The 21,536-nt window shown below is 73.7% G+C and carries 15 protein-coding genes; 6 read left to right on the forward strand and 9 right to left on the reverse strand.

The window, feature by feature from the left end:
- The first annotated feature begins 70 nt into the window (after positions 1-70).
- The 3 genes from asnB to NQU55_RS00860 all read left to right on the forward strand — a co-directional run bounded on the left by asnB (position 71) and on the right by NQU55_RS00860 (position 3,372).
- Positions 71-1,924: an asparagine synthase (glutamine-hydrolyzing) gene (asnB, locus tag NQU55_RS00850; protein ID WP_256789402.1), complete on the forward strand. Its 1,854-nt coding sequence runs from the start codon at positions 71-73 to the stop codon at positions 1,922-1,924.
- A 130-nt stretch (positions 1,925-2,054) separates the two neighbouring features.
- Positions 2,055-2,717, forward strand: coding sequence for a hypothetical protein (locus tag NQU55_RS00855; protein WP_168096725.1), 663 nt, complete (start codon positions 2,055-2,057; stop codon positions 2,715-2,717).
- A 73-nt stretch (positions 2,718-2,790) separates the two neighbouring features.
- The gene (locus tag NQU55_RS00860; protein WP_168096726.1) at positions 2,791-3,372 is read left to right on the forward strand and encodes a DUF4291 domain-containing protein; all 582 of its coding nucleotides are present in this window, start codon (positions 2,791-2,793) and stop codon (positions 3,370-3,372) included.
- A 69-nt stretch (positions 3,373-3,441) separates the two neighbouring features.
- Here NQU55_RS00860 and NQU55_RS00865 read toward each other — a convergent pair whose 3' ends face one another.
- From NQU55_RS00865 to NQU55_RS00885, 4 genes are all read right to left on the reverse strand, one after another.
- A complete protein-coding gene (locus tag NQU55_RS00865) occupies positions 3,442-4,284 on the reverse strand; it encodes a hypothetical protein (protein WP_256789403.1) in 843 nt (280 codons plus the stop codon).
- A 167-nt stretch (positions 4,285-4,451) separates the two neighbouring features.
- Positions 4,452-7,445, reverse strand: coding sequence for an AfsR/SARP family transcriptional regulator (locus tag NQU55_RS00870; RefSeq protein WP_256789404.1), 2,994 nt, complete (start codon positions 7,443-7,445; stop codon positions 4,452-4,454).
- A 172-nt stretch (positions 7,446-7,617) separates the two neighbouring features.
- Positions 7,618-9,981 carry a protein translocase subunit SecD gene (gene secD / locus NQU55_RS00875; RefSeq protein ID WP_168095364.1) on the reverse strand — a complete coding sequence of 788 codons (2,364 nt, stop codon included), beginning with the start codon at positions 9,979-9,981 and terminating at the stop codon, positions 7,618-7,620.
- A gap of 152 nt (positions 9,982-10,133) precedes the next feature.
- A complete protein-coding gene (locus NQU55_RS00885) occupies positions 10,134-10,565 on the reverse strand; it encodes a hypothetical protein (protein WP_168095365.1) in 432 nt (143 codons plus the stop codon).
- A 264-nt stretch (positions 10,566-10,829) separates the two neighbouring features.
- On the opposite strand from NQU55_RS00885, the gene NQU55_RS00890 reads away from it, so the two are divergent.
- Positions 10,830-11,477 (forward strand): DUF4352 domain-containing protein, encoded by a 648-nt coding sequence (locus NQU55_RS00890; RefSeq protein ID WP_168095366.1) that lies wholly within the window; start codon positions 10,830-10,832, stop codon positions 11,475-11,477.
- Between the two features lie 27 nt (positions 11,478-11,504).
- Here the strand turns inward: NQU55_RS00890 and NQU55_RS00895 are convergent, their stop codons facing one another.
- The 5 genes from NQU55_RS00895 to NQU55_RS00915 form a co-directional block, all read right to left on the reverse strand.
- Positions 11,505-12,419 (reverse strand): LysR family transcriptional regulator, encoded by a 915-nt coding sequence (locus tag NQU55_RS00895; RefSeq protein WP_168095367.1) that lies wholly within the window; start codon positions 12,417-12,419, stop codon positions 11,505-11,507.
- A gap of 73 nt (positions 12,420-12,492) precedes the next feature.
- Positions 12,493-13,692: a glycine C-acetyltransferase gene (locus NQU55_RS00900; protein ID WP_256789407.1), complete on the reverse strand. Its 1,200-nt coding sequence runs from the start codon at positions 13,690-13,692 to the stop codon at positions 12,493-12,495.
- 77 nt (positions 13,693-13,769) lie between these two features.
- Positions 13,770-14,798: an L-threonine 3-dehydrogenase gene (gene tdh / locus NQU55_RS00905; protein ID WP_168096279.1), complete on the reverse strand. Its 1,029-nt coding sequence runs from the start codon at positions 14,796-14,798 to the stop codon at positions 13,770-13,772.
- 224 nt (positions 14,799-15,022) lie between these two features.
- Positions 15,023-16,735 carry a D-alanyl-D-alanine carboxypeptidase family protein gene (locus tag NQU55_RS36710; RefSeq protein ID WP_168096280.1) on the reverse strand — a complete coding sequence of 571 codons (1,713 nt, stop codon included), beginning with the start codon at positions 16,733-16,735 and terminating at the stop codon, positions 15,023-15,025.
- Between the two features lie 121 nt (positions 16,736-16,856).
- Complete coding sequence (locus NQU55_RS00915) at positions 16,857-18,470, reverse strand: glycoside hydrolase family 47 protein (RefSeq protein ID WP_256789408.1); 1,614 nt, start codon at positions 18,468-18,470, stop codon at positions 16,857-16,859.
- A gap of 171 nt (positions 18,471-18,641) precedes the next feature.
- Between NQU55_RS00915 and NQU55_RS00920 the strand changes: the two genes are divergently transcribed.
- Together NQU55_RS00920 and NQU55_RS00925 are read left to right on the forward strand one after the other, a co-directional pair.
- Positions 18,642-19,721 carry a methyltransferase gene (locus NQU55_RS00920; protein ID WP_168094178.1) on the forward strand — a complete coding sequence of 360 codons (1,080 nt, stop codon included), beginning with the start codon at positions 18,642-18,644 and terminating at the stop codon, positions 19,719-19,721.
- Between the two features lie 172 nt (positions 19,722-19,893).
- The gene (locus NQU55_RS00925; RefSeq protein ID WP_256789413.1) at positions 19,894-21,480 is read left to right on the forward strand and encodes an amino acid adenylation domain-containing protein; all 1,587 of its coding nucleotides are present in this window, start codon (positions 19,894-19,896) and stop codon (positions 21,478-21,480) included.
- Positions 21,481-21,536: the final 56 nt, after the last annotated feature.

Below are 21,536 nucleotides of genomic sequence, written 5' to 3' on the forward strand. Positions count from 1 at the left end.
GAACCCTTCCGCAAGGAGGCCCGCACCCCCCTCTCACCCCAAGAGGCACACCGACAGGAGACAGCACGCCATGTGCGGAATAGCAGGATGGGTCTCGTACGACCCGGCACACCCCGTCACCGCCGACACGGCGAACGCTATGACGCACACCATGGCGTGCCGCGGCCCGGACGCCCACGGCCTCTGGCTGGACGAGCGGGCCGCCCTCGGCCACCGCCGCCTCGCCGTCATCGACCCCGACGGCGGCAAGCAGCCCATGACCTTCGAACACGGCGGCCGCACGGTCGTCGCCCTCACCTACAGCGGCGAGGTGTTCAACTTCCGCGAGCTGCGGTCCGAGCTGGAGAGCCGCGGGCACGCCTTCCGCACCAGCAGTGACACCGAGGTCGTCCTGCACGCCTACCTCGAATGGGGCGAGGACTTCACCGAGCGCCTCAACGGCATGTACGCCTTCGCCCTGTGGGACGCCCGGACCCGGGAGCTGCTGCTGGTCCGCGACCGCATGGGCATCAAGCCGCTGTACTACCACCCCACGCCCGGCGGCGTCCTCTTCGGCTCCGAGCCGAAGGCCATCCTCGCCCACCCCGGCGTACGTCCCGCCATCGATGCCGAAGGACTCGCCGAGCTCGTCGCCTTCACGAAGACGCCCGGCCACGCCGTCTACAAGGGCATGTACGAACTGCCTCCGGGGCACACCCTGCGCGTGCGGCACAACGGCACCCGCCTGCGCCGCTACTGGGCCCTGGAGTCCCGCGAGCACACCGACGACCTCGACACGACGATCGCCCGCATCCGCGAGCTGCTGGAAGACATCATCGCCCGGCAGATGGTCGCCGACGTCCCCCTCGGCACCCTCCTTTCCGGCGGCCTCGACTCCAGCGTCATCACCGCCCTCGGCGCCCGGCAGCGCACGGCCGAAGGCGGCGCCCCCGTGCAGTCCTTCGCCCTCGACTTCGCCCGCCACGCCGAGAACTTCACGGCCGACGACTGGCGGGGCACGCGCGACACCCCGTACGCCGAGGCCCTCGCCCGGCACGTCGGCTCCGACCACCGCGTCATCACCCTGCCGTCGTCCGCGCTGCTCGGCACCGCGGCCCGCGAGGCCGTCATGCGCGCCCGCGACCTGCCCTTCGACCTCGGCGACGGCGACACCTCCCTCTACCTGCTGTTCAAGGCCGTCCGCGAGCAGTGCACGGTCGCGCTCTCCGGCGAATCCGCCGACGAGGTCTTCGGCGGCTACCGCTGGTTCCACCACCCCGACTCCGTGGCCGCCGACACCTTCCCCTGGCTCGCACCCCCCTTCGGCACCGGCATCTCCGGCCCCGGCAGCGGCCCCGGCGAGGCCCTGCTGGACCGCGGCCTGCTCGAGAAGATCGACCTGCAGGGGTACCGGGCGGAGCGCTACCGCGAAGCGCTCGCCGAAGTGCCCCGCCTGCCCGGCGAGAGCGGCCCGGAACGGCGCATGCGCGAGATCGGCCACCTTCACCTGACCCGGTTCGTGCAGTGGATGCTCGACCGCAAGGACCGCGCCAGCATGGCCGTCGGCCTGGAGGTCCGCGTCCCCTTCTGCGACCACCGCCTCGTGGAATACGTCTTCAACACCCCTTGGTCCATGAAGACCTTCGACGGCCGGGAGAAGTCCCTCCTGCGCGCCGCCACCCGCGACCTCCTGCCGGACGTCGTCGCCGACCGCGTCAAGGCCCCGTACCCCACCACGCGCGACCCGTACTACCTCGACGGCCTGCGCGGGGCGCTGAAGCGGGCCACCGAGGGCCCGGACTCGCTCGTCCGCCCGCTCCTCGACGGCCCCTCGCTGGCCGCGGCCACCGCCGACGACCCCCGGCCGGGCTACCGCACCGGCAGCGAACTGGTCCTGGCCCTGGACTTCTGGCTGCGGACGCACGACGTGTCGCTGGAATTCTGAGCACGGGTTGCCGGGAGGTGCCGCCCCCAAGTCGGCCAGTTGTCGACTGCCGGGCGGCACGCACAGCCACGACACTGCCAGGTGATTCCCGCGGCCGAGTACGGAGTACGCCGAGACAGGGAGGCACCTGATGATCCATCTGACCGAGACCCTGGCCCTGCAGAGCGTCGAGGAGTTCCTGACGCCGGCGGAGCTCGGACAACTGGTCAAGATCATGGACAGCGAGCTCGCGGCGACCGGATGGAAGCCGAGGCGCCAGGCCGAACTCCTGCGGGCCCCCGTGCTCGCCCAGGAGATCCTGCGCTCCGCCACGGCCCGCGCCCTGCACGTCCTGCAGCGGGCCCTGCCCTCGGTGGCCGCCGACGCCCGCTGGGACTACACCGAACTGACGGCGGGCCAGCACATCCCGACCCACGTCGACGGCATCCCCGACCCGGCCGTCGCCCCCCGGCGCATCGGACGCATCGGCGTGGTCCTCGAAGACGCCGGCGAGGGCGGCGAGTTCTACATCGAGACCACGTCCGGCCCGGCCGTCTGGAGCGGCACCGTCGTGGGCGAGGCCGAGGGCTACGCCCCTGGCACCCCTCTGACGCACCGCATGCCGCACCTGGGCGGCCACGAAGCCGCCCCCGCCTGGCTCCGCGACATCGACTCCACCCGCTGGGTCACCCCCACCCGCCCCGGCACCGCACTCGCCTACGGCGCACAGGTCCTCCACGGCGTACAACCGGTCCGCGCCGGAAGATTGCGCAAGTTCGTCACCGACCTGCTGGACACCCCGGCGCGAAGGTGACCGCGCGGGTCGCAGCGGCCCCCCGCGCGTAAATCGTTTGGCCAGGTCACCGGCCTGTGCACAGACTTGCCCCATGCAGGAGCCCTACCGCCGCATCCGGGCGGCGCACACCGACAGCACCATCACCGTCTACCAGGCCTACGCACCCCGCCTCGGCCTGCCCGCCGCCCGGGACGGCCGCTTCCCGGCGGCGTGGAAGCGGGACCGCATGACATGGATCAAGCCGTCCTTTTTGTGGATGATGTACCGCTGCGGCTGGGCCACCAAGGCCGATCAGGAGTGCGTCCTCGCCATCGAGATCGACCGGGCCGGCTTCGACTGGGCCTTGGCCAACGCCTGTCTGTCCCACTACGACCGGGACGTCCACGCCGACCGTGACGCCTGGCAGCGCGAGCTGAAGGCGGCACCGGCCAGGGTGCAGTGGGACCCCGAGCGCGATCTGCACCTGAAGGCCCTGCCCCACCGGTCCCTGCAGCTGGGGCTCGCGGGCGAGGCGTCGCGTCGCTACGCCGACGAGTGGACCGTGTCGATCACCGACGTCACGCCCCTGGTCCGTGAGGTCCACCGGCTGGTCGCCGCCGGGGACCTGGACGAGGCGCGGCGCAGGCTGCCGGAGGAGCGGCCGTACGAGCCGGCCGGCGGGTCGTGCCCGTAGCGGGTTCATGGCCGGAATTCGCCGGTCGCTTCGCCATGAACCCGCCGATGCGCGCACCGGTGCCCCGGGTCAGTCCGGCGGCAGCAGCTCCGTGAGGGGCAGGGCCGCCACGTCCTGCGGGGGCCGCGAGAGGTACAGCGTCGTGTGGAAGTACCCCTCGGTCTCCTTGCCCCGGGGGTCCTCGCCCACGGCCTCGACGGCCTCGACGGCGTACCGCTGTTCCTCCGGCCCGCTGAAGTGGCGCTGCGGGAACGTGCGGGCGGTGTACTTCTCCGTGGTCAGGCCGTGGGCGGCCAGGGCGTCGGCGATCGGTTCGTACGAGGCGGTCCGGAGCACGAACGAGGCCACCCAGGGCGGCGTGTCCGTGCCCGCGGTGAGGGCCTTGAGCGTCCTGGCGGACAGGAACGTGGTCCCGCCCGTGATGGTGATGAGCCGGGCCCGCCGCGTCTTCCGCAGCAGCTCGGCGCTGGGCTCGGCGGTCTCCAGGTTCTCGGCGGACCCCTCGTCCAGCAGCCCGGCGGCCTGCGCGTAGGACACGGCCTGTGCGGCCACGTCGATGCCGACCACGCGGGCCGCCCGGGGCCGCCTGCGCGCCGCGAAGTACGCCCGGTCGTCCTCGATGAGCTCGGCCGTGGTGAGCGGCGCGACCTGCGGCGAGGTGTAGCGGGTGTAGAGCTCGTCCAAGGTGACGTCGTGGTTGAGGAGTGCCGCGTTGATGCCGTAGGAACAGCAGATGTCCACGACGGTCGGCGGCTCGTCGCCGGGCGGGCCCCCGAGGGTCTCGGCCATACGCCGGAAGACGCTCTGGGCATGGTGCGGTGTCTGGTACTCCAGAGGTCCCAGCACCGTGAAGTACGCCCGGGGGTCGGGCTGGTCGTAGATCTTGTCGAACGAGGTCATCCCGGAGGTCATCGCACAATTCCTCTCGCCCCTGGGGGCCGGCCGGACCGGCCCCGCTACAGGTAGAGCCTCCGGGGCCGAAAAGGGAACAGGGCAGGGTCTGAATCCGGCCATTTTGGGCGAATGTTCAGTTCTGTACTCCTGGCGCACCGGCCCCTACGACCGCAGCCGTGAACCCTTCACGCGGACCTGACCCCCGGCGGCCCGTCGGAGTCCGGTGCCGTGCGGAGGCGCTCGGCGGCGGGGCCCCGGCGGTCCCGGAGCGCCCGGGCCTCCTGCCGGCAGGCCCGGGCCCGTTCGGCCTGGCCGATGAGGTCGAGCGCGCGGGCGAGCACGGTCAGGACCCCGGCGAGCTGCCACCACGATCTGAGCCCGCGGAGGATGGACAGGGCCAGTTCGGCGGGTTGTACGGCTTCCTCGGCCCGCCCGGCGATCAGATGGACCTCGGCCGTCCGGTAGAGGGTGATCCCCTCCCACCACCGCTGCCGGCTCTCCCGGAAGATGCCGAGCGCCTCCGTCAGCCGGTCCAGGCCCTCGTCCGCGCGGCCGTCCTCCGCCAGGGCAAGCCCCAGCGAGTACAGGGCGTTGGCCAGCCGCCAGGAGCCGCCGACGCTCCGGTAGACGGCGAGGGCCTCCTCGGCCAGTTCCACCGCCCGGGCGGCGTCGTCCAGTCCCACGTGGGCGCGCGAGAGGTTGGAGAGGGCGCTGGCCTCGCCGACCCGGTTGCCGTCGGCCCGGAAGTGGTCGAGGGCCCGGCGGAGATGGGCCTCGGCGTCGCGGTAGCGCCGCTGGTGGATGGCGATGATGCCGAGCTGGTTCGCGGCGTAGCAGCGGATCAGCATCGGGTTGTCGATGGCGTCGACGAGGAGCAGGGAGCGGTGGGCGTACTCGTCGGCCTCCTCCAGCTGCCCGGTGAACCTGTGCGCGTGGGCGAGGGCGATGCAGGCCCGCCCCTCCGCCTGCGCGTCACCGGCGGCGCGCGCCGCGGCCAGCACGGCCTCGGCGGCGTGGACGTAGGCGCTCCCGCTGATGCCCGCCTCCACCAGGTCCTTGGCGACGAGCAGCAGGTCGGCCGCCCCCGCCAGGGAGGCCGGGGAGCCTCCTCCCGTCGCCTGCAGGCGCACGCAGGACAGGATGCAGGCGGCTTCGGTGGTCAGCCAGTCGACGGCTTCGCCGCCGTCCTTGAGGGCGAGCCCGGGCACCGCGGTGGGCGCCAGGTGGGCCACCAGCCGGTCCCCGGGCCGTGCGAGCGCGTAGGCCCGGGCGGCGGTGGCGAGGTGGAAGTCGAGCAGCCGCGAGAGGACGGCTTCGCGGCCGGCGGGGGGTTGTTCGTCGCGTTCGGCGCATGCACGGGCGTAGAGGCGTACGAGGTCGTGGTAGCGGTACCGGCCGGGTGCGGCGGACTCCAGGAGAGAGGTGTCGACGAGCGATTCCAGCAGTTCTTCGGTGGCGTCGGGGCCGAGGTCGAGGACGGCGGCTGCGGCGGCCAGGGAGATGTCGGGGCCGTCGGCGAGCCCGAGCAGCCGGAAGGCGCGGGCCTGTCCGGGCTCCAGCTGGCCGTAGCCGAGTTCGAAGGTGGCGGTGACGGCGAGGTCGCCGGTGCGCAGTTCGTCCAGGCGGCGGCGTTCGTCGCGGAGTTTGCGCGCGAGGAGGGGGACGGTCCAGGTGCGGCGGGCGGCGAGGCGGGAGGCGGCGATGCGGATGGCCAGCGGGAGGAAGCCACATGCTTCCACGACGTCCATCGCGGCGTCCCGCTCGGCCTCCACGCGCTCGGCGCCCACGATCCGCGTGAAGAGCGCGAGCCCTTCGCCGGGGCCCATCACGTCGAGGTCGACGATGCGCGCACCGGCGAGGCCGGTCATGCGGTGGCGGCTGGTGACCAGCACCGCGCAGCCGCCGGTCCCGGGCAGCAGCGGGCGGACCTGGGCGGCGTCGCGGGCGTTGTCCAGCAGGACCAGGACGCGGCGGCCGTCGAGGGTGGAGCGGAAGAGCGCCGACCGCTCGTCGACGCCTTCGGGGACGGCGGCCCCCGAGACGCCCAGGGCGCGCAGGAACCACCCCAGCACCGTCTCGGGTTCGGCGGGTTCCGGGCCCGTGCCCTGCAGGTCGGCGTAGAGCTGCCCGTCGGGGAAGTGGTGGCGTACGGAATGGGCGGCGTGGACGGCGAGCGTGGTCTTGCCCACGCCGCCCGTGCCGGTGACGGCGGGAACCGCCGGGCTGCTGCCGGGGCCTGCGGCCAGCAGGTCGCGGATCTCCGTCACGTGCGCGGTGCGGCCGGTGAAGTGCGCGGTGTCCGCGGGCAGCTGGGCGGGCCGTATGAAGCCCTCGGGGAACGCCGTCGCCTTCCGGGCGGGTCCGGCGGCGGCCGTGAGGGCGGGATCGGAGTTGAGGATGCGGTGGTGGAGCTCGGACAGCTCGGGGCGCGGGCCGACGCCGAGTTCGTCGGCGAGGAGGCGGCGGGTGTCGGCGTAGACGGCGAGGGCCTCGGCCTGGCGGCCGCTGCGGTAGAGCGCGAGCATCAGCAGTTCGCGCAGGCGCTCGCGCAGCGGGTGGGCGGCGGTCAGGGCGGTCAGCTCGGAGACGGCCTCCGCGTGGCTGCCGACCTCCAGATCCAGCTCCAGGCGCGTCTCGGTGAGCGACAGCCGCCACTCCTCCAGGCGCGTGCGCTGCGTCTCCGCGTACGGGCCCGGCAGACCGGCGAGCGTTTCGCCCCGCCACACGGCGAGGGCTTCGGCGACGAGTTCCCGGGCGCGCGCCGGGTTCCCGGAGCGACGGGCCCGCTGCCCCTCCTCGGCCAGCGCCCTGGCCCGGTCGAGGTCCAGTTCCACGGCCGGTCCGGAGCCGGCCGGCCCCGGACCGGCGGGCCCGGTGCGGATCGCGTAGCCGCCGGAGTCGCTGACGAGGACGCCCGCCCCCTCCGCGCCGAACGAGCGGCGGAGCCGGAAGGCGTAGGTACGGAGGGCGTTGAGCGCCGTGGCCGGCGGAGCGGAGCCCCAGAGGCCGTCGACGAGCTCCCCGACCGTGGCCGTGTGCCCGCCCCGCAACAGGAGGGCCGCCAGCAGGGCGCGCTGCTGCGGCGAGCCGGTGTCGAGCGCTTCCCGCCCCCGCCAGGCCAGGACGGGCCCGAGCACGGCGAAGCGCAAGGGCTCTTGCGGCGTCCGTGTGCCTTCCAATCAGTGTCCCCTCGCAGTGGCCGACGCGGCTTCGATCCGGTCGTCGTGGCGCGTTCACCATGCCGATTGCGTGATCATATGACTCCGGAAGGTGCAGGCAAGCGCCGAGCGGCGGGAAGCGGCCACGCCCCGCGCAGGGCGCCGGTGCCGGCCGCTTCCCCCCGCCCGCAGGTCAGACCACCGCCCCCGAGTCCCTCGGGTCCTTGCGCGGGGCGGGGGACGCGGGCGGTGCGGCGGCGGGGTGGCGGCCTTCGAGGATCACGGCGAGCGGTGCGGCCGTCAGGACGGTCGAGGCGATGCCGAACAGCACCCCGGCGAGCAGCGCCACGGAGAAGTCGGCCAGGGAGTCGCCGCCCAGCACCGCGAGCGCGGCGAGGACGAACAGGACGCCCATGCCCGTGTTCACCGTGCGCGGCACGGTGTGCAGGATCGCGCTGTCGACGGCGGACGCCAGCGGCATCCGCCCCTCGCCCGCCCCCGCGCCACCGGCCCGCCCCGGGCGCCGCGTCTCGCGGATGCGGTCGAAGACGACCACCGTGTCGTTGACGGAGTAACCGACCACCGTGAGCAGCGCCGCGAGGAAGACGCTGTCGGCAGGCCGGCCCAGCCAGGCGAACAGCCCGACCACCAGCAGCACGTCCTGGACCATCGCCGCCACCGCCGCCGTCGCGAAGGTCCAGCGGAAGCGCACGCTCAGGTAGACGAGCTGGGCCGCCACCGCGACGCCCAGCGCTATCAGCGCCTTGTCGCGCAGCTCGCTGCCCAGGCTGGGCCCGATCCGCTCGTCGCGCTCGACGGTGACGGTCCCGCCGTGGGTTTCCAGGGCCGACTTGATGCGCTGCCGGTCACCGTCGTCCATGGCGCCGGTGCGCACGACGACGTCGCCGTTGCCCGACTTCTGCACGACTGCGCGCGGGAACCCGGCGTCACCGACCGCGGCGCGCGCCTTGTCCACGTCCACGGGGCGGCTCGTGCCGTACTCGACGAGCCGGCCGCCGGTGAACTCGACTCCGAGCTGCAGCCCGCGCACGCCGATGCCCGCGACGGCGAGGGCCAGCAGCACGGCGCTGACGCCCAGCCAGGTGCGGCGGTGGCGCATCAGCCGGGGTCCGCGGCGGGCGAGGAAGGCCCGCATCCGGCCCGCCGAGGCGACTCCGGCCAGGCGCGGACGGCGCCGGACGCAGTCGCGCCGCAGTGCCCAGTCCGCGAGGACCCGGGTGATGACGAGGGCGGAGACCATGGAGGCCGCGACGCCCACGGACAGGGTGACGCCGAAGCCCTTGACCGGGCCCGTGGCGAAGAAGAAGAGCAGGCCGGCGGCGAGCAGGGTCGTCACGTTCGAATCGACGACGGCGCTCCACGCCTTGCCGAAGCCTTTGCGCAGCGGGTCGCGGAGGTCCTGCGGGCCGGTGCGGCGAGCGGGGGCGAGCCGGCTCCGTTCGTACTCCTCCCGGGTCCGTTCGAAGACCAGGACGTTCGCGTCGACGGCCATGCCGACGGCCAGCACGAACCCGGCCAGTCCGGGGAGGGTGAGCGTGGCCTCGAGCGCGACCAGCGCGGCGTACGAGATCAGCCCGTACAGCGCGAGCGCCACCGTGGCCAGGACGCCGAGCAGCCGGTAGACGGCGATGACGAACAGCGCCGTGCAGACGAGGCCGATGACCGCCGCGCCCGCGCTCGCCCGGATCGCCTCGGCGCCCAGCGTCGGGCCGACGGTGCGCTGCTCGACGACCTCGACCGGGACGGGCAGGGCACCGCCCTTGACGAGCGCGGCCAGATCGCGAGCCTCGGCGTCGTCGAACCCGCCGGTGATCTGGGCGCTGCCGCCCTGGATCCCGGTCCGGCACGGCACGCTGCGCTGCATGGCCGGCGCCGAGACGACGCGGTCGTCGAGAACGATCGCGACGCGGCGGGACGCGTCGCCCGGCGCGGCGCACGCGGCCTCGCCCGTGACGCGCGCCCAGCTCTTGTCGCCGCCGCCACGGAAGGAGAGGGCAACGGTCCAGCCGCTGCCGGTCTGCGCGTCGAGGACGGCCCGGGCGTCCTTGACGTCCTTGCCGGTCAGGGCCGCCGGGCCCAGGCGCAGGGCGTGGCCGGGGGCGTCGGGGTCGGGCAGGGTGCGTGCGCCGGCGCCGTCCGCGGCCGCCCGGGGGCGGTCGCCGTCAGGCGCGGTGCCGAGCACGGGGTGGAAGGTGAGCTGGGCGGTGCGGCCGATGACGTCGACGGCCTTCCGGGGGTCCTGGACGCCGGGCAGTTCTACGACGATGCGGCGCTCGCCGGAGCGCGCGAGCGACGGCTCGGCCACGCCGAGCGCGTCGACCCGCTGCCGCAGCACCTCCAGCGCCCGGTCGGTGGCGGCGGCGTCCGCCCGGGACGTGGGGGAGTCCCGCGTCTCGAGCACGATCTGGGTGCCGCCGCGCAGGTCGAGGCCGAGCCGGGCGGGGGTGGTCAGGGCGAAGAACAGGGAGGCCGCGACGACGGCGAGGGCGACGAGCGCGCGCCACAGCGGGGCGCGGCGCGAGGGCCGGGGTGACATGGTTTCTCCACTTCACGGCAGACGGAGGTGGAGCGTCGGCAGCCGGAGGCCCGGCCTCGCAGGAGGAACTGACGGGACGCCGGAAACCGACGGGACGTCACGTAACGCTGCGGGCACGCGAGAAGGGCGGGGCGGGGCCGACGCTCAGGGCGTCAGATGCTCCGTGGGGAGGGAGGGCCGCGGGTGCGGCGCGAGGAGGGGGCCGCCGCGGGCGGCGCACGCTCCTGCCGGGGCCCGGCGGCCTCGCCGGCCGGCAGCGGGACGGCGAGCGGCCCGGCCACGGGGCCGGGCACCGCCCCGGGCAGCCCGGGCAGCCGGGTGTGCGGCACGGCCGCGGAGACGTGGAGGCCCTGGGCGCGGGTGCCGTCCGCCGCGGGCGGGGAGTCCGGCGCCCTGAACGCGGGACGGGCCTGGTCGGCGGCGCCGGCACCGGAGGTGGCGACGGCGACCGGGGCGACCGGCGGGAAGGCCGAGAGCGTGCTGCCCGCACCCGTTGGCACCGAACCGCAGACCACGCCGAGCAGGAGGACGAGCAGGGACCACAGGGCGACCGGCACCGGAGTGCGCCGTGCGTGCTGCTCCACGCCGCCTCCGTCAGTCGGTTCCCGCGCCCGGTGTCTCCGGCCGGCGCGCGCCGGGGCGCGCGAGCTCCACCCTAGCCCGCCCGGCCGCGGGCGGGGCCGTCGCGGTGCCGGGGGCCGGGACGGGAACGGGACGGGAGCGGGACGATGCGACGGTTTGATCACACGACTGTCACAGGAGCCTCATCCGCCCCTTCCGAGGGCGGATTCCGCCGTGCGGCGACGTAAGAATGTGCACGTCAAACCAACCATCACGGGGGATTCATCATGCGTCGTCAGCTGCTCACCGCCGCGGCCGTCATCGTGCTCGCCGCCACCGCCACCGCCTGCAACGGCGACGGCACCGACCCGGCGGCCGACGCCAGCGCGTCGGCCGACAAGAGCCCCGCGCCCCAGCAGTCGAACCCGGCACCGGACCAGGGCGGCGCGGGCCAGGGCGGCGGCCAGGACAAGGACAAGGGTCAGGGCCAGGGCCAGGGCCAGGGCCAGGGCGGCGCGCAGGCCGTCGGAGGCAAGCTCACGCTCAAGGGCAAGAAGCCGGGCGAGCAGCTCGACGTCACCCTGAAGGGCTTCGCCGACCCGGCCCACAGCGACAACAAGTACATGAAGCCGGCCGCCGGCAAGCGCTGGGTCGCCGCCCAGTTCGAGCTCGTCAACACCGGCACGGCCGCCTACTCGGACAGCCCCTCCAGCGGGGCCAAGGTGGTCGACGGGCAGGGCCAGTCCTTCACCCAGACCATGGGCAGCGTCACCGAGGGCCCGAAGTTCCCCGTCACCGTGAACATCGCCCAGGGTGCCAAGTCCCTCGGCTGGGTCGTCTTCTCCGTCCCGGAGAACTCCAAGCCCGAGAAGGTGCAGTTCACGCTGAACGGCGGATTCGCCAACGAGACGGGTGAGTGGACCCTCAAGAAGTGACGCCCGGCACCGGCCGGACGCCCGGCGTCAGTTCGTGGACAGCGAGCCCGCGACGTCCGTGAGCGCATCGAGGACCGGCCGGATGAGCGGGTGGTCCTCGGCGCCGCGGCGGACCGCCGCGAACACGCGCCGGGTCGCGGCCGGGCCCTCTACGGGGCGGACGACGGTGTCCTTCAGCTCCATGCCGCGCAGCGCCGAGCGCGGCACGAGGGCCACCCCGGCGCCGGCCCCGGCCAGGGCCACCACGGCGCGGAAGTCGTCCGAGGAGTGCACCAGGCGGGGCTGGAAGCCGGCCAGTTCGCAGGCCAGCACCACCACGTCGTGGCAGGGGTTGCCCGGGTAGGGGCCGGCCCAGTCGCTGTCGGCCAGCTCGTCCAGGCTCACGCGGGGGCTGCCGGCCAGCGGGTGGGCGGCGTGCAGGACGGCGTCGAAGGGCTCGGCGTAGAGCGGTACGCGCACGAGCCGCAGGTCGTCCTCCCGCGGGGCGCCCCGGTACTCGACGGCGAGGGCCACGTCGGCCTCCCCGTCCAGCACCATCGGCAGGCTCGCGTCGCCCTCGGCGTCGCGCACCCGGAGCCGGATGCCGGGGTGACGGCCGGCGAGGAGCCCGATGACCGGGGCCAGCACCTCGGCGATGCCCGTCGCGAACGCCGCGACGGTCAGCTCCCCGGCCGTGCCGCCCGCGTAGGCGGCGAGCTCCGCCTCGGCCCGCTCCAGCTGGGCGACGACCTCGTGGGCGTGGGTCAGCAGGATCTCGCCGGCCGCGGTGAGGCGCACGCCGCGGCCGCTGCGGGTCAGCAGGACGTGGCCGGTCTCCTGTTCCAGCGCGGCGAGCTGCTGGGAGACGGCCGAGGGGGTCAGGTACAGCGCGGCGGCCGCGGCGGTCACCGTACGGTGGTCCGCCACGGCCCGCAGGACGCGCAGCCGCCGGGGGTCGATCACCCCGTCATTTTGCCAGGAACGGGCGGTAACCCCGGCGAGGACCCCGGACCGGGGCCCCGCCGGGTGGCGGGGCTCAGCCCCGCAGTGCGTCGCGGGCGTCGACGAAGGCGGCGACGGCCCGCTCGACGTCCTCGGTCGAGTGCGCCGCGGACAGCTGGACGCGGATGCGGGCCGCGCCCATCGGCACCACCGGGTACGAGAAGCCGATGACGTACACGCCGCGCTCCAGCAGCAGCTCGGCCATCCGGCCGGCCTCCGCCGCGTCACCGATCATGACGGGGGCGATGGCGTGGTCGCCGGGCAGGATCTCGAAGCCCGCCCCGGTCATCTTCGTCCGGAACAGCTCGGTGTTGGCCTTCAGCTTCTCCCGCAGGTCGCCCGCGGACTCCAGCAGGTCCAGGACCTTCAGGGAGGCGGCGGCGATGACCGGCGCGAGGGAGTTGGAGAAGAGGTACGGGCGCGAGCGCTGGCGCAGCAGGGCGACGATCTCGGCACGGGCCGCGACGTAGCCGCCGGAGGCGCCGCCGAGGGCCTTGCCGAGGGTGCCGGTGATGATGTCGATCCGGTCCATGACGCCGTGCAGCTCGGGGGTGCCGCGGCCCTCGGGGCCGACGAAGCCGACCGCGTGGGAGTCGTCGACCATGACCATCGCGTCGTAGCGGTCGGCCAGGTCGCAGATCTCGCGCAGCGGCGCGACGTAGCCGTCCATGGAGAAGACGCCGTCGGTGACGATCAGCTTGCGGCGCGCGCCGCCCTCGTTCGCCGCCTGGAGCTGCTTCTCCAGGTCGGCCAGGTCGCGGTTGGCGTAGCGGAAGCGGCGGGCCTTCGACAGGCGGATGCCGTCGATGATGCTCGCGTGGTTGAGGGCGTCGGAGATGACCGCGTCCTCGGCGCCGAGGATGGTCTCGAAGACGCCGCCGTTGGCGTCGAAGCAGGACGAGTAGAGGATCGTGTCCTCCTGGCCGAGGAACGCCGACAGGCGCCCCTCCAGCTCCTTGTGGACGTCCTGGGTGCCGCAGATGAAGCGCACCGAGGCCATGCCGTAGCCCCAGCGGTCGAGGGCGTCCTTGGCGGCGGCGACGACCTCGGGGTGGTCGGCGAGGCCGAGGTAGTTGTTGGCGCAGAAGTTGAGGACGTCGCCGGGGGCGCCGCCCGCCGTGACGTGGACGGAGGCGCTCTGCGGGGTGCCGATCACGCGCTCGGGCTTGAAGAGACCGGCCTCGCGGATCTCGTCGAGGGTGGCCTGGAGGTCGTCGCGGACGGACGCGTACATGCGGGGGACTCCTTACGGAAGAAAAAGAGGGGCTGCCGGGCCGGGGCGGCCGCCCGGCGGAGGGGCGGCCGGGCGGGTCAGGCGGTCCAGTCGAGGATGATCTTGCCGCTGCGGGCGGTGGCGGCCTCGTCGAAGGCCGCGTCGAAGTCCTTGTGCGAGTACCGTCCGGTGATCACCGGGCTGAGGTCGAGGCCGCCTTCGAGCAGCACCGTCATCGCGTACCAGGTCTCGTACATCTCCCGGCCGTAGATGCCCTTGACGGTGATCATCGAGGTGACGACCTTCGCCCAGTCGACGGGGAACTCCTGGGCGGGCAGGCCCAGCATGGCGATCTTGCCGCCGTGCGTCATGTTGGCGATCATGTCGCGCATGGCCTCGGGCCGGCCGGACATCTCCAGGCCGACGTCGAAGCCCTCGCGCAGGCCGAGCAGGCGCTGCGCGTCCGCGATGCCGGCGTCGGAGACGTTGAGGGCCAGGGTCGCGCCCGCCTTGCGGGCGATCTCCAGGCGCGGCTCGCTGACGTCGGTGATGACGACGTTGCGGGCGCCGGCGTGCTTGGCGACGGCCACGGCCATGATGCCGATCGGGCCCGCGCCCGTGATCAGCACGTCCTCGCCGACCAGCGGGAAGGAGAGCGCGGTGTGCACGGCGTTGCCGAACGGGTCGAAGATCGCGGCGACGTCGAGGTCGACCTTCGTGCGGTGCACCCAGACGTTGGAGGCGGGCAGCACGACGTACTCGGCGAACGCGCCGTCGCGGCCGACGCCGAGGCCGACCGTGCTGCGGCACAGGTGGCGGCGGCCGGCCAGGCAGTTGCGGCACTTGCCGCAGACGAGGTGGCCCTCGCCGCTGACCAGGTCGCCGGCCGTGATGTCCTGCACGTCCGCGCCCACGGCGGCGACCTCGCCGACGAACTCGTGACCGAGCACGAGCGGGGTCTTCACCGCGCCCTGGGCCCAGCCGTCCCAGGAGCGGATGTGCAGGTCGGTGCCGCAGATGCCGGTGCGCAGCACCTTGATCATGACGTCGTCGGGGCCGTACTCCGGCTCCGGGACGTCCATGAGCCACAGCCCGGGCTCGGCCTTGTGCTTGACGAGTGCCTTCATGGCTGCGGCTCCAGGCGTGGTGAGGTGACGCGTGATTCTTTTGCGCGCACCAATGTGCCCAGTGGTGACCGTGAAGTCCATCGAGGTTTTCTTAAGCCGGGCAACAGCAGAACTTCACGCCCTGCGCGCGGCCGTCGCGGCGGGACCCGCGCCGGGGATGACGAGAGGCCCGTGGGAGGCCCTCGCGAGGGTGCGCGAGGGCCTCCCACGGGCCTCATGGGGCCTCAGCCGAGGCGGGTCAGCTTGGCCCCCGCTCCCGGCGCCGCCATGTCCTTCTGGAGCGCGACGGGCACCTGCGCCCGGCCCGGCCCGGTTCCGACGGCCAGCGCCCCGATCTCCGTGCCGGCCGCGGCCGCGTGCGGGACGCCCTTGTCGCCGGCGGTGAGTTCGAGCTTCGCCTTCAGCCCGCCCCAGCCCACGGCGCGCAGGTCCGCGGTGGCGACGACCGGCGTCCGGCCGCCGAGGCCGTCATCCACGTACCCCACGACATCACCCTTCCGGACCACCGTGGCGGGGACGAGGGCGTCCTGGACCGCCTTGATCATCTTGTAGCTGCGCTCCTTGACGACCTTCAGGTGGGCGTTGGCGTCGTTGCTGCCGGCCTGCCGCTGGGCCATGGTCGCGCCGACGATCAGGCGCTCCTTGCCCTCGATCGTCCGCTTCGCCGCCCACATCAGCGTCCCGCCCGCCGGGCTGCTCGACCCGGTCTTGATGCCCAGCCCGCCGGGGTTGGAGACCAGCAGGTCGTCGTTGTTGTTGTAGATCCGCCCGGGCAGGCCGGGGACGTCGGCGTTCGGCATCCTGACGATCTTCCGCAGGACGTCGTCCTTCATGACCTCCTCGGCCAGCTCGACCTGGTCCGCGGCGGTGCTCACGGTCGACGCGTCCAGCCCGCTGGGGTCGGTGTACGTCGTGTCGTCCATGCCGAGGTCCCGGGCCGCCTCGTTCATCTTCTTCACGAAGGCGTCCTCGGATCCCGCGTCCCAGCGGGCCAGCTGCCGGGCGATGTTGTTGCCCGAGGGGATCAGCAGCATCTGCAGCATCTGGAACTGGGTGTAGGTCTGCCCCTCCGAGACCTCCACGCGCGACTCCTCCTGGGCGCCCGCCTCCTTGGCCGCCGTGGCGTCGATCGTGATCCGCTCGCCCTCCTCCCCGCCCTTGAGCGGGTGCTCCTTGAGGATCACGTACGCGGTCATGACCTTGGCGACGCTCGCCGTCGGCACGGGCTTCTGCTCGCCGTGCGTGCCGAGGCTGCCGACGCCCACGACCCTGGCCGCGGCCTGGCCCTCCTCCGGCCACGGCATGGAGAACGCCTCGCCGGTGAAGGCGTACGGGTCCCCGGCGACCGTGAACCGCGGATCCGGCAGCGGCCGGAGCAGCTGGACGACGCCGAGGACGACGGCCAGCAGCAGGACGAGCGGGGTCCAGATCTTCAGCCGCCGCGTCACGGTGCGGGCCGCCGACGGCGGGGGTGCGGGGCGGTTGGTGAGCTGCGCGAGCAGGTCGAGCGGGGCGGGCTGCTCGGCGGCCGTTCGCTGTTCCGCGGGCGCGGGCGCGGGCGCGGGCGCGGGTGCGGGTGTGGGTGCGGGTGCAGGCGCAGGTACGGGTGTGGGTGTGAGTACGGGGGCAGGAGCGGGCCGTTCCGCGGGCGCCTCCCGGCCCGCGGGTGCCTGCTGCTCTGCGGCTGCCTCGGGCTTTTCGGGCGCTTTCCGCTCCGCGGGCGCCGCGGCCTCGGCCGGTTCCTTCTGTTCTGCGGCCGCCTCCGGCCCTGCCGGTGCCTTCTGCCGCGCGGCCGCCTCGGGCTCCGCCTCCACCTGCTGCTTCGCGGGCGCCTCGGGTTCCGCCGCTGCCTTCTGCCCCGCGGGCTCCGGACGCTCCGTCGCCGCCTCCTCCGGCTCCTTCTTCCGCTCCGCCACGCCGGGGGACTCGCCTGCCACCTATGTCTCCTCAGATCGTCACACTCGCCATCGAACTGATGTGCTAGACGAGTGCGACATACCCGGGGGTTCCGCCCTCAATATGTCGATCTGATGACCATGCGGGCCACCCCTCCGCTGCTCAGACGTCCTTTCCGGCTTCCGTCTTTCCGGCTTCCGCCTTGCCGGCTTCCGCGTCCGTGGTCCTCTTCGCCTTCCGGAAGCCGTCGAGGACCTTGCCCTCCGTGCTGAGCCAGCCGTGCTCGTAGTCGAACCGCGGGGCGCCGGCGAAGGTGAGGTAGAGCCACTTGAAGTTCTCGGCGAAGACGTACGCGGGGCAGTGGTCGCCCTTGGTCTTGGGCTGCCGGGTGACGTCGGTGACCACCGTGTAGCCGCCCGGGACGCGGTGGTGCTTCCTGAGGTTGCGGAAGTACTGCCAGGCCGTCGTGCGGTAGTACGGGTCCCCGGTCTGCCACCACAGCTGGAAGGCGCAGTTGGCGTATTCGGGGCGCAGGTCGTTGCGGCGGCTGAGGGCCTGCAGGCGGGCGTAGTCGATCTCCTCGGGGATGACCTCGTACTTGTCCAGGACGGCCGTCCAGGAGCGGTAGTAGTCCGCCGCGAGGTCGTTGTCCCCGCCGACCGGCAGGACGGCGACGGCCAGCGCGGACTGGCGTCGGCTGATCAGCTTCCCGGTGCGGAAGTCGACGTGCTTGAACCAGAGCCTGCCGTCCATGCGCTCCGCCTGGTGCTTGCGCATCGCGGCGGTGAACATCCTGAACCAGTCCCGGCAGTCCTGGTCGTGGAACATCATCCAGGCGCCCCACAGGTACTCGTAGAACGAGTCGGCCGGGGGGTTCACGGCGACGCTGTCGCGGTCCGCCCACCGGCCGGTACCGACGTCCAGCCGGGTGGCCAGCAGGTCGAGCGAGGAGCGTCGCTCGACGACCGCGCGCAGGGCGCGCTCGGCCGCCTGCCGGTACCGGCGGTCGCCGGTGACCCGGGAGAGGACGCCGAACTCCAGGATGTTGGTGCCGATCTCGGCCAGGGGCAGCGTCGCACCCGAAGCGTGTCCCGTCCGCAGGTTCACGTACCGGTACGGCATGCCGGTGGGCGACGAGGTGAAGGCGGGCAGCAGCCGGTCGGCGAGGTCGGTGCAGCGGTCGAGCAGGACCTTCTCCCCGGTGGCGAGGTAGCCCGAAAGCAGGCCGCCCACCAGCCGGATGGTGCACTCGAAGACCTGGAAGTCGGCGTCGACGTCGAAGTCCAGGTGGTTCCTGATCCAGTCGGTGCAGCGGTCGACCTCGGTGTCGAGCTCCATCAGGTAGTGGGTGTCGAGCGCCTCGATGATCGACAGGCCCACCGGGTGGTTCCTGGCGAAGAAGTCGTGGTAGCGGCCCGACACCGGCAGGACCTCGTCGTGCCCCCAGGCGAACCGCTTGTAGCCCTCCCACGCGTGGACGAACTCCGCCCGGATCTCGTCGGCCTTCTCCCGGTCCGCACGGAGTCTCCTGCGCCGCCCGGGCACGGCCGCCGCGGGGTGCGCGGCCCCGCCCGCGGCCGGTGCCCCGGACGGTGCGGCGGGCCCGGACCGCGCCTGCGCCGCGGCGGGCCCGGCCTCGCCGAGCGCGCCGCTCACGGCGAGACCGCCCGTGGCCGCGAGCCCGGAGAGCAGGCGCCGCCGGGTCGCGGGCGCGGGGAGCGAGTCGTACGTCATGACGGGCAGGACCTCCTGGCCACCGGTTCCGCCCCCCGACACTGATCGCAGTATGCGTCGGGCGGGCCGCTCCGGGCGGCAGGCGCGGCGGGCGGATGGTCATACCACCGTTCGGCCGGATGGCGAGAACCGTACGGCCCCGGAACCGGCCGCTGTCATGCTGATCGCGCGGCGCGGCCGCCGGTGGCCCCGCCGGGAGGACGGAGGTGCTCTGTGCGCGAAGGTGCTCGTGAGACGACGGCCGAGGAGGCGGGGCGGCGCAGCGCGGCCCTGGTCATCGAGGAGGCCCTGGGGTTCCTCTACCCGGCGGCTCTGCGCGCCGCGGCGGCCGTGGGCGTGGCGGACCACCTGGCGGACGGCGCCCGCACCCCGGAGGAGCTGGTGGCGGCCACCGGGACCGACGCGCCGAGCCTCCGGCGGGTCCTGCGGCTGCTGGCCACGCGCGGGCTGTTCGAGGAGGACGACCGCGGCCGCTTCCGGCTCACCGAGGCCGGTGACGCGCTGCGCTCGGACGCGCCCGTGCCGGTCGGGGCGGCGGTCCTGATGCTCACGGACCGGACGATGTGGCGGCCGGCTGGGGAGCTGACCAGGTGCCTGGAGGACGGGGGCTCGGCATTCGGCCACATCTTCGGCGTGCCCTTCTTCGAGCACTTCGCCCGGGACGAGGAGACCGCCGCGGTCTTCCACGAGGGCATGGCCGCGATGTCGGAGGCGGAGAACCGGCCGATCGCCGACCACTGCCCCTTCCCCGGGTCCGCCACGGTCGTGGACGTCGGCGGCGGCCACGGCGGCCTGCTGCTGGCGGCGCTCCGCGGCCGGCCCGGCCTCCACGGCGTCCTGCACGACCGGGCGCACGTGCTGGCGGGCCACCGGCTCGACACCGAGGAGACGAAGGGCCGCTGGTCGCTGCACGAAGGCGACTTCTTCACCTCCGTCCCGGCCGGCGACGTCCACCTCCTCAAGCGCATCCTGCACGACTGGGACGACGAGCAGTGCGTGGGCATCCTGCGCAACTGCCGCCGCGCGCTGGCGCCGGGCGGCCGGGTGCTCGTCGTCGACGCGGTCCTGCCGCCGGGCAACGCCCCGCACCAGGGGAAGACGCTGGACGTGATGATGATGGCCTCCCTGGTCGGCCGCGAGCGCACGGAGAGCGACTTCGCCCGGCTGTTCGACGCGGCGGGGCTGCGGCTGTCGCGCGTCATCCCGACGCCGACCGTGCTGTCGATCGTGGAGGGCGTGGCCGGAACCGAGCCCTCCGAGAAGGCCGGCGGCGAGGCGGGCGGCACCGGCTGAACCACCCGCGCCGGCCCGTGGGTTCACCTGTGGTCCACCGTGCCGTCAACCGGATCGAATTCCTCCATATCCCTTGTGTTCCGGATCACTTGAGCCCGCCGCCCACGGTCCATTGACCTCGATCACCCGCTATGACGAGGATGATCGAAAACCAGGCCTTTGGGGGAAGGGCATGAGTGTTGACATGGCGTATCACCATTTGGGCGCGGGGGTTCTCGATCACGCCCGGAGCCGGCCCGACGGGATCGCGCTGGCGCTCGGCAAGCGCGACGTCACCTACGCGGAGGCCGCCGGAACGGCACTGACCTGGGCGGCCCGCATCCTCGACGTCACCGGTGGAAGCCCCCGCCGGGTGGGCGTCTTCGCGCACCGCAGCGAGACCTCCTACCTCGGCACGCTGGCGGCGCTCTTCTCCGGCGCCGCCTTCGTGCCGCTCAACCGGCGCTTTCCCGTCAAGCGCACCCGCTCCATGGTGGAGCGCGCCGGCCTCGACGCACTGATCGTGGACCAGGGCTCGCTGCCCCAACTCGCCGAGGTGTTAAAGGGGATCGGCCGGCCGCCGGCCGTGCTGCTGCCGCACGGCGACGCGGGCGACCGCGAGCAGCTCGCCGCCGCCGGCGTCCCTGCCGTGCTCACCGCGGCGGACCTCGCCGGAGCCCGGCCGCTCGCGACCGCCGTGCAGGCCGGGGAGCATGACCCCGCCTACCTGCTCTTCACCTCCGGCAGCACCGGCGCCCCCAAGGGCGTGCCGGTCACCCACGGAAACGCACGGTCGTTCCTCGCCGCGGCCCAGGCCCGCTACGGCATCACTCCCGAGGACCGGTTCAGCCAGACCTTCGACCAGACCTTCGACCTGTCGGTCTTCGACCTCTTCATGGCCTGGGAGCACGGCGCCCGGGTCTGCGCCATGGACTCCATCGAGATCCTCGCCCCCTTCCGCTACCTGGAGCGCAACGAGGTCACCGTCTGGTTCTCGGTGCCGTCCGTGGCCGCCGTCCTGCGCAAGCGCGGGTCGCTGACCCCGGGCCGGATGCCGGGGCTGCGCTGGAGCCTGTTCTGCGGCGAGGCGCTGCCGCGCGCCACCGCGGAGGCCTGGCAGGCCGCGGCCCCCGCCTCGGCCGTGGAGAACCTCTACGGCCCCACCGAACTGACCATCGCCTGCACGGCCTACCGCTGGGACCCGCAGACGAGCCCGGCCGCGTGCGTCCACGACAACGTCCCGATCGGGCGCCCCTTCCCCGGGCTCGCGCCGCTCGTCGTGGACGGGTCGCTGGAGCCGGTCGCCGAGGGCGGCACCGGCGAGCTGTGCGTGGCCGGCCCGCAGACGGCGCCCGGCTACTGGCAGGACCCCGGCCTCACGGCGGAACGGTTCTTCGAGCGCGACGGCAGGACGTACTACCGCACCGGCGACCTCGTGCGCGCTCAGGACGGCGGCGACTACGTCTACCTCGGCCGCAACGACCAGCAGGTCAAGGTCGGCGGCTACCGCATCGAACTGGGCGAGATCGAGGCGGCGTTGCGCCGCGCCGGCTGCGCCGAGGCCGTCTGCGTCCACCGGCCCGCCGAGGACGCCATCGCCGCCGTCGTCTCCGGCGCGGACGACCCGGAGGCGCTCGCCGACGCCGTGGCCGCGCTGCTGCCCGCCTACATGGTGCCGAAGTCCGTGCACGTGGTCGACGAGATGCCGGTCAACGGCAACGGCAAGGTCGACCGCAACGCCCTGCGCTCCTGGCTGGACACCCTCGCCGCAGCCGTATAGCGGCAGCCGCACGCCCGGCCGCACGACACGCCTCGAAGACCGCTCCGTGGAGAAGA

The organism is Streptomyces telluris, from assembly GCF_024519335.1.
GTDB lineage: Bacteria > Actinomycetota > Actinomycetes > Streptomycetales > Streptomycetaceae > Streptomyces > Streptomyces telluris.

Bases quoted from the DNA above. Each gene is read 5' to 3' on its own strand.
- NQU55_RS00900 (WP_256789407.1), bottom strand. From the start codon at position 13,692: ATGTACGCGTCCGTCCGCGACGACCTCCAGGCCACCCTCGACGAGATC.
- secD (WP_168095364.1), bottom strand. From the start codon at position 9,981: ATGTCACCCCGGCCCTCGCGCCGCGCCCCGCTGTGGCGCGCGCTCGTC.
- tdh (WP_168096279.1), bottom strand. From the start codon at position 14,798: ATGAAGGCACTCGTCAAGCACAAGGCCGAGCCCGGGCTGTGGCTCATG.
- NQU55_RS00865 (WP_256789403.1), bottom strand. From the start codon at position 4,284: ATGACCTCCGGGATGACCTCGTTCGACAAGATCTACGACCAGCCCGAC.
- NQU55_RS00860 (WP_168096726.1), top strand. From the start codon at position 2,791: ATGCAGGAGCCCTACCGCCGCATCCGGGCGGCGCACACCGACAGCACC.
- NQU55_RS00890 (WP_168095366.1), top strand. From the start codon at position 10,830: ATGCGTCGTCAGCTGCTCACCGCCGCGGCCGTCATCGTGCTCGCCGCC.
- asnB (WP_256789402.1), top strand. From the start codon at position 71: ATGTGCGGAATAGCAGGATGGGTCTCGTACGACCCGGCACACCCCGTC.
- NQU55_RS00925 (WP_256789413.1), top strand. From the start codon at position 19,894: ATGAGTGTTGACATGGCGTATCACCATTTGGGCGCGGGGGTTCTCGAT.
- NQU55_RS00855 (WP_168096725.1), top strand. From the start codon at position 2,055: ATGATCCATCTGACCGAGACCCTGGCCCTGCAGAGCGTCGAGGAGTTC.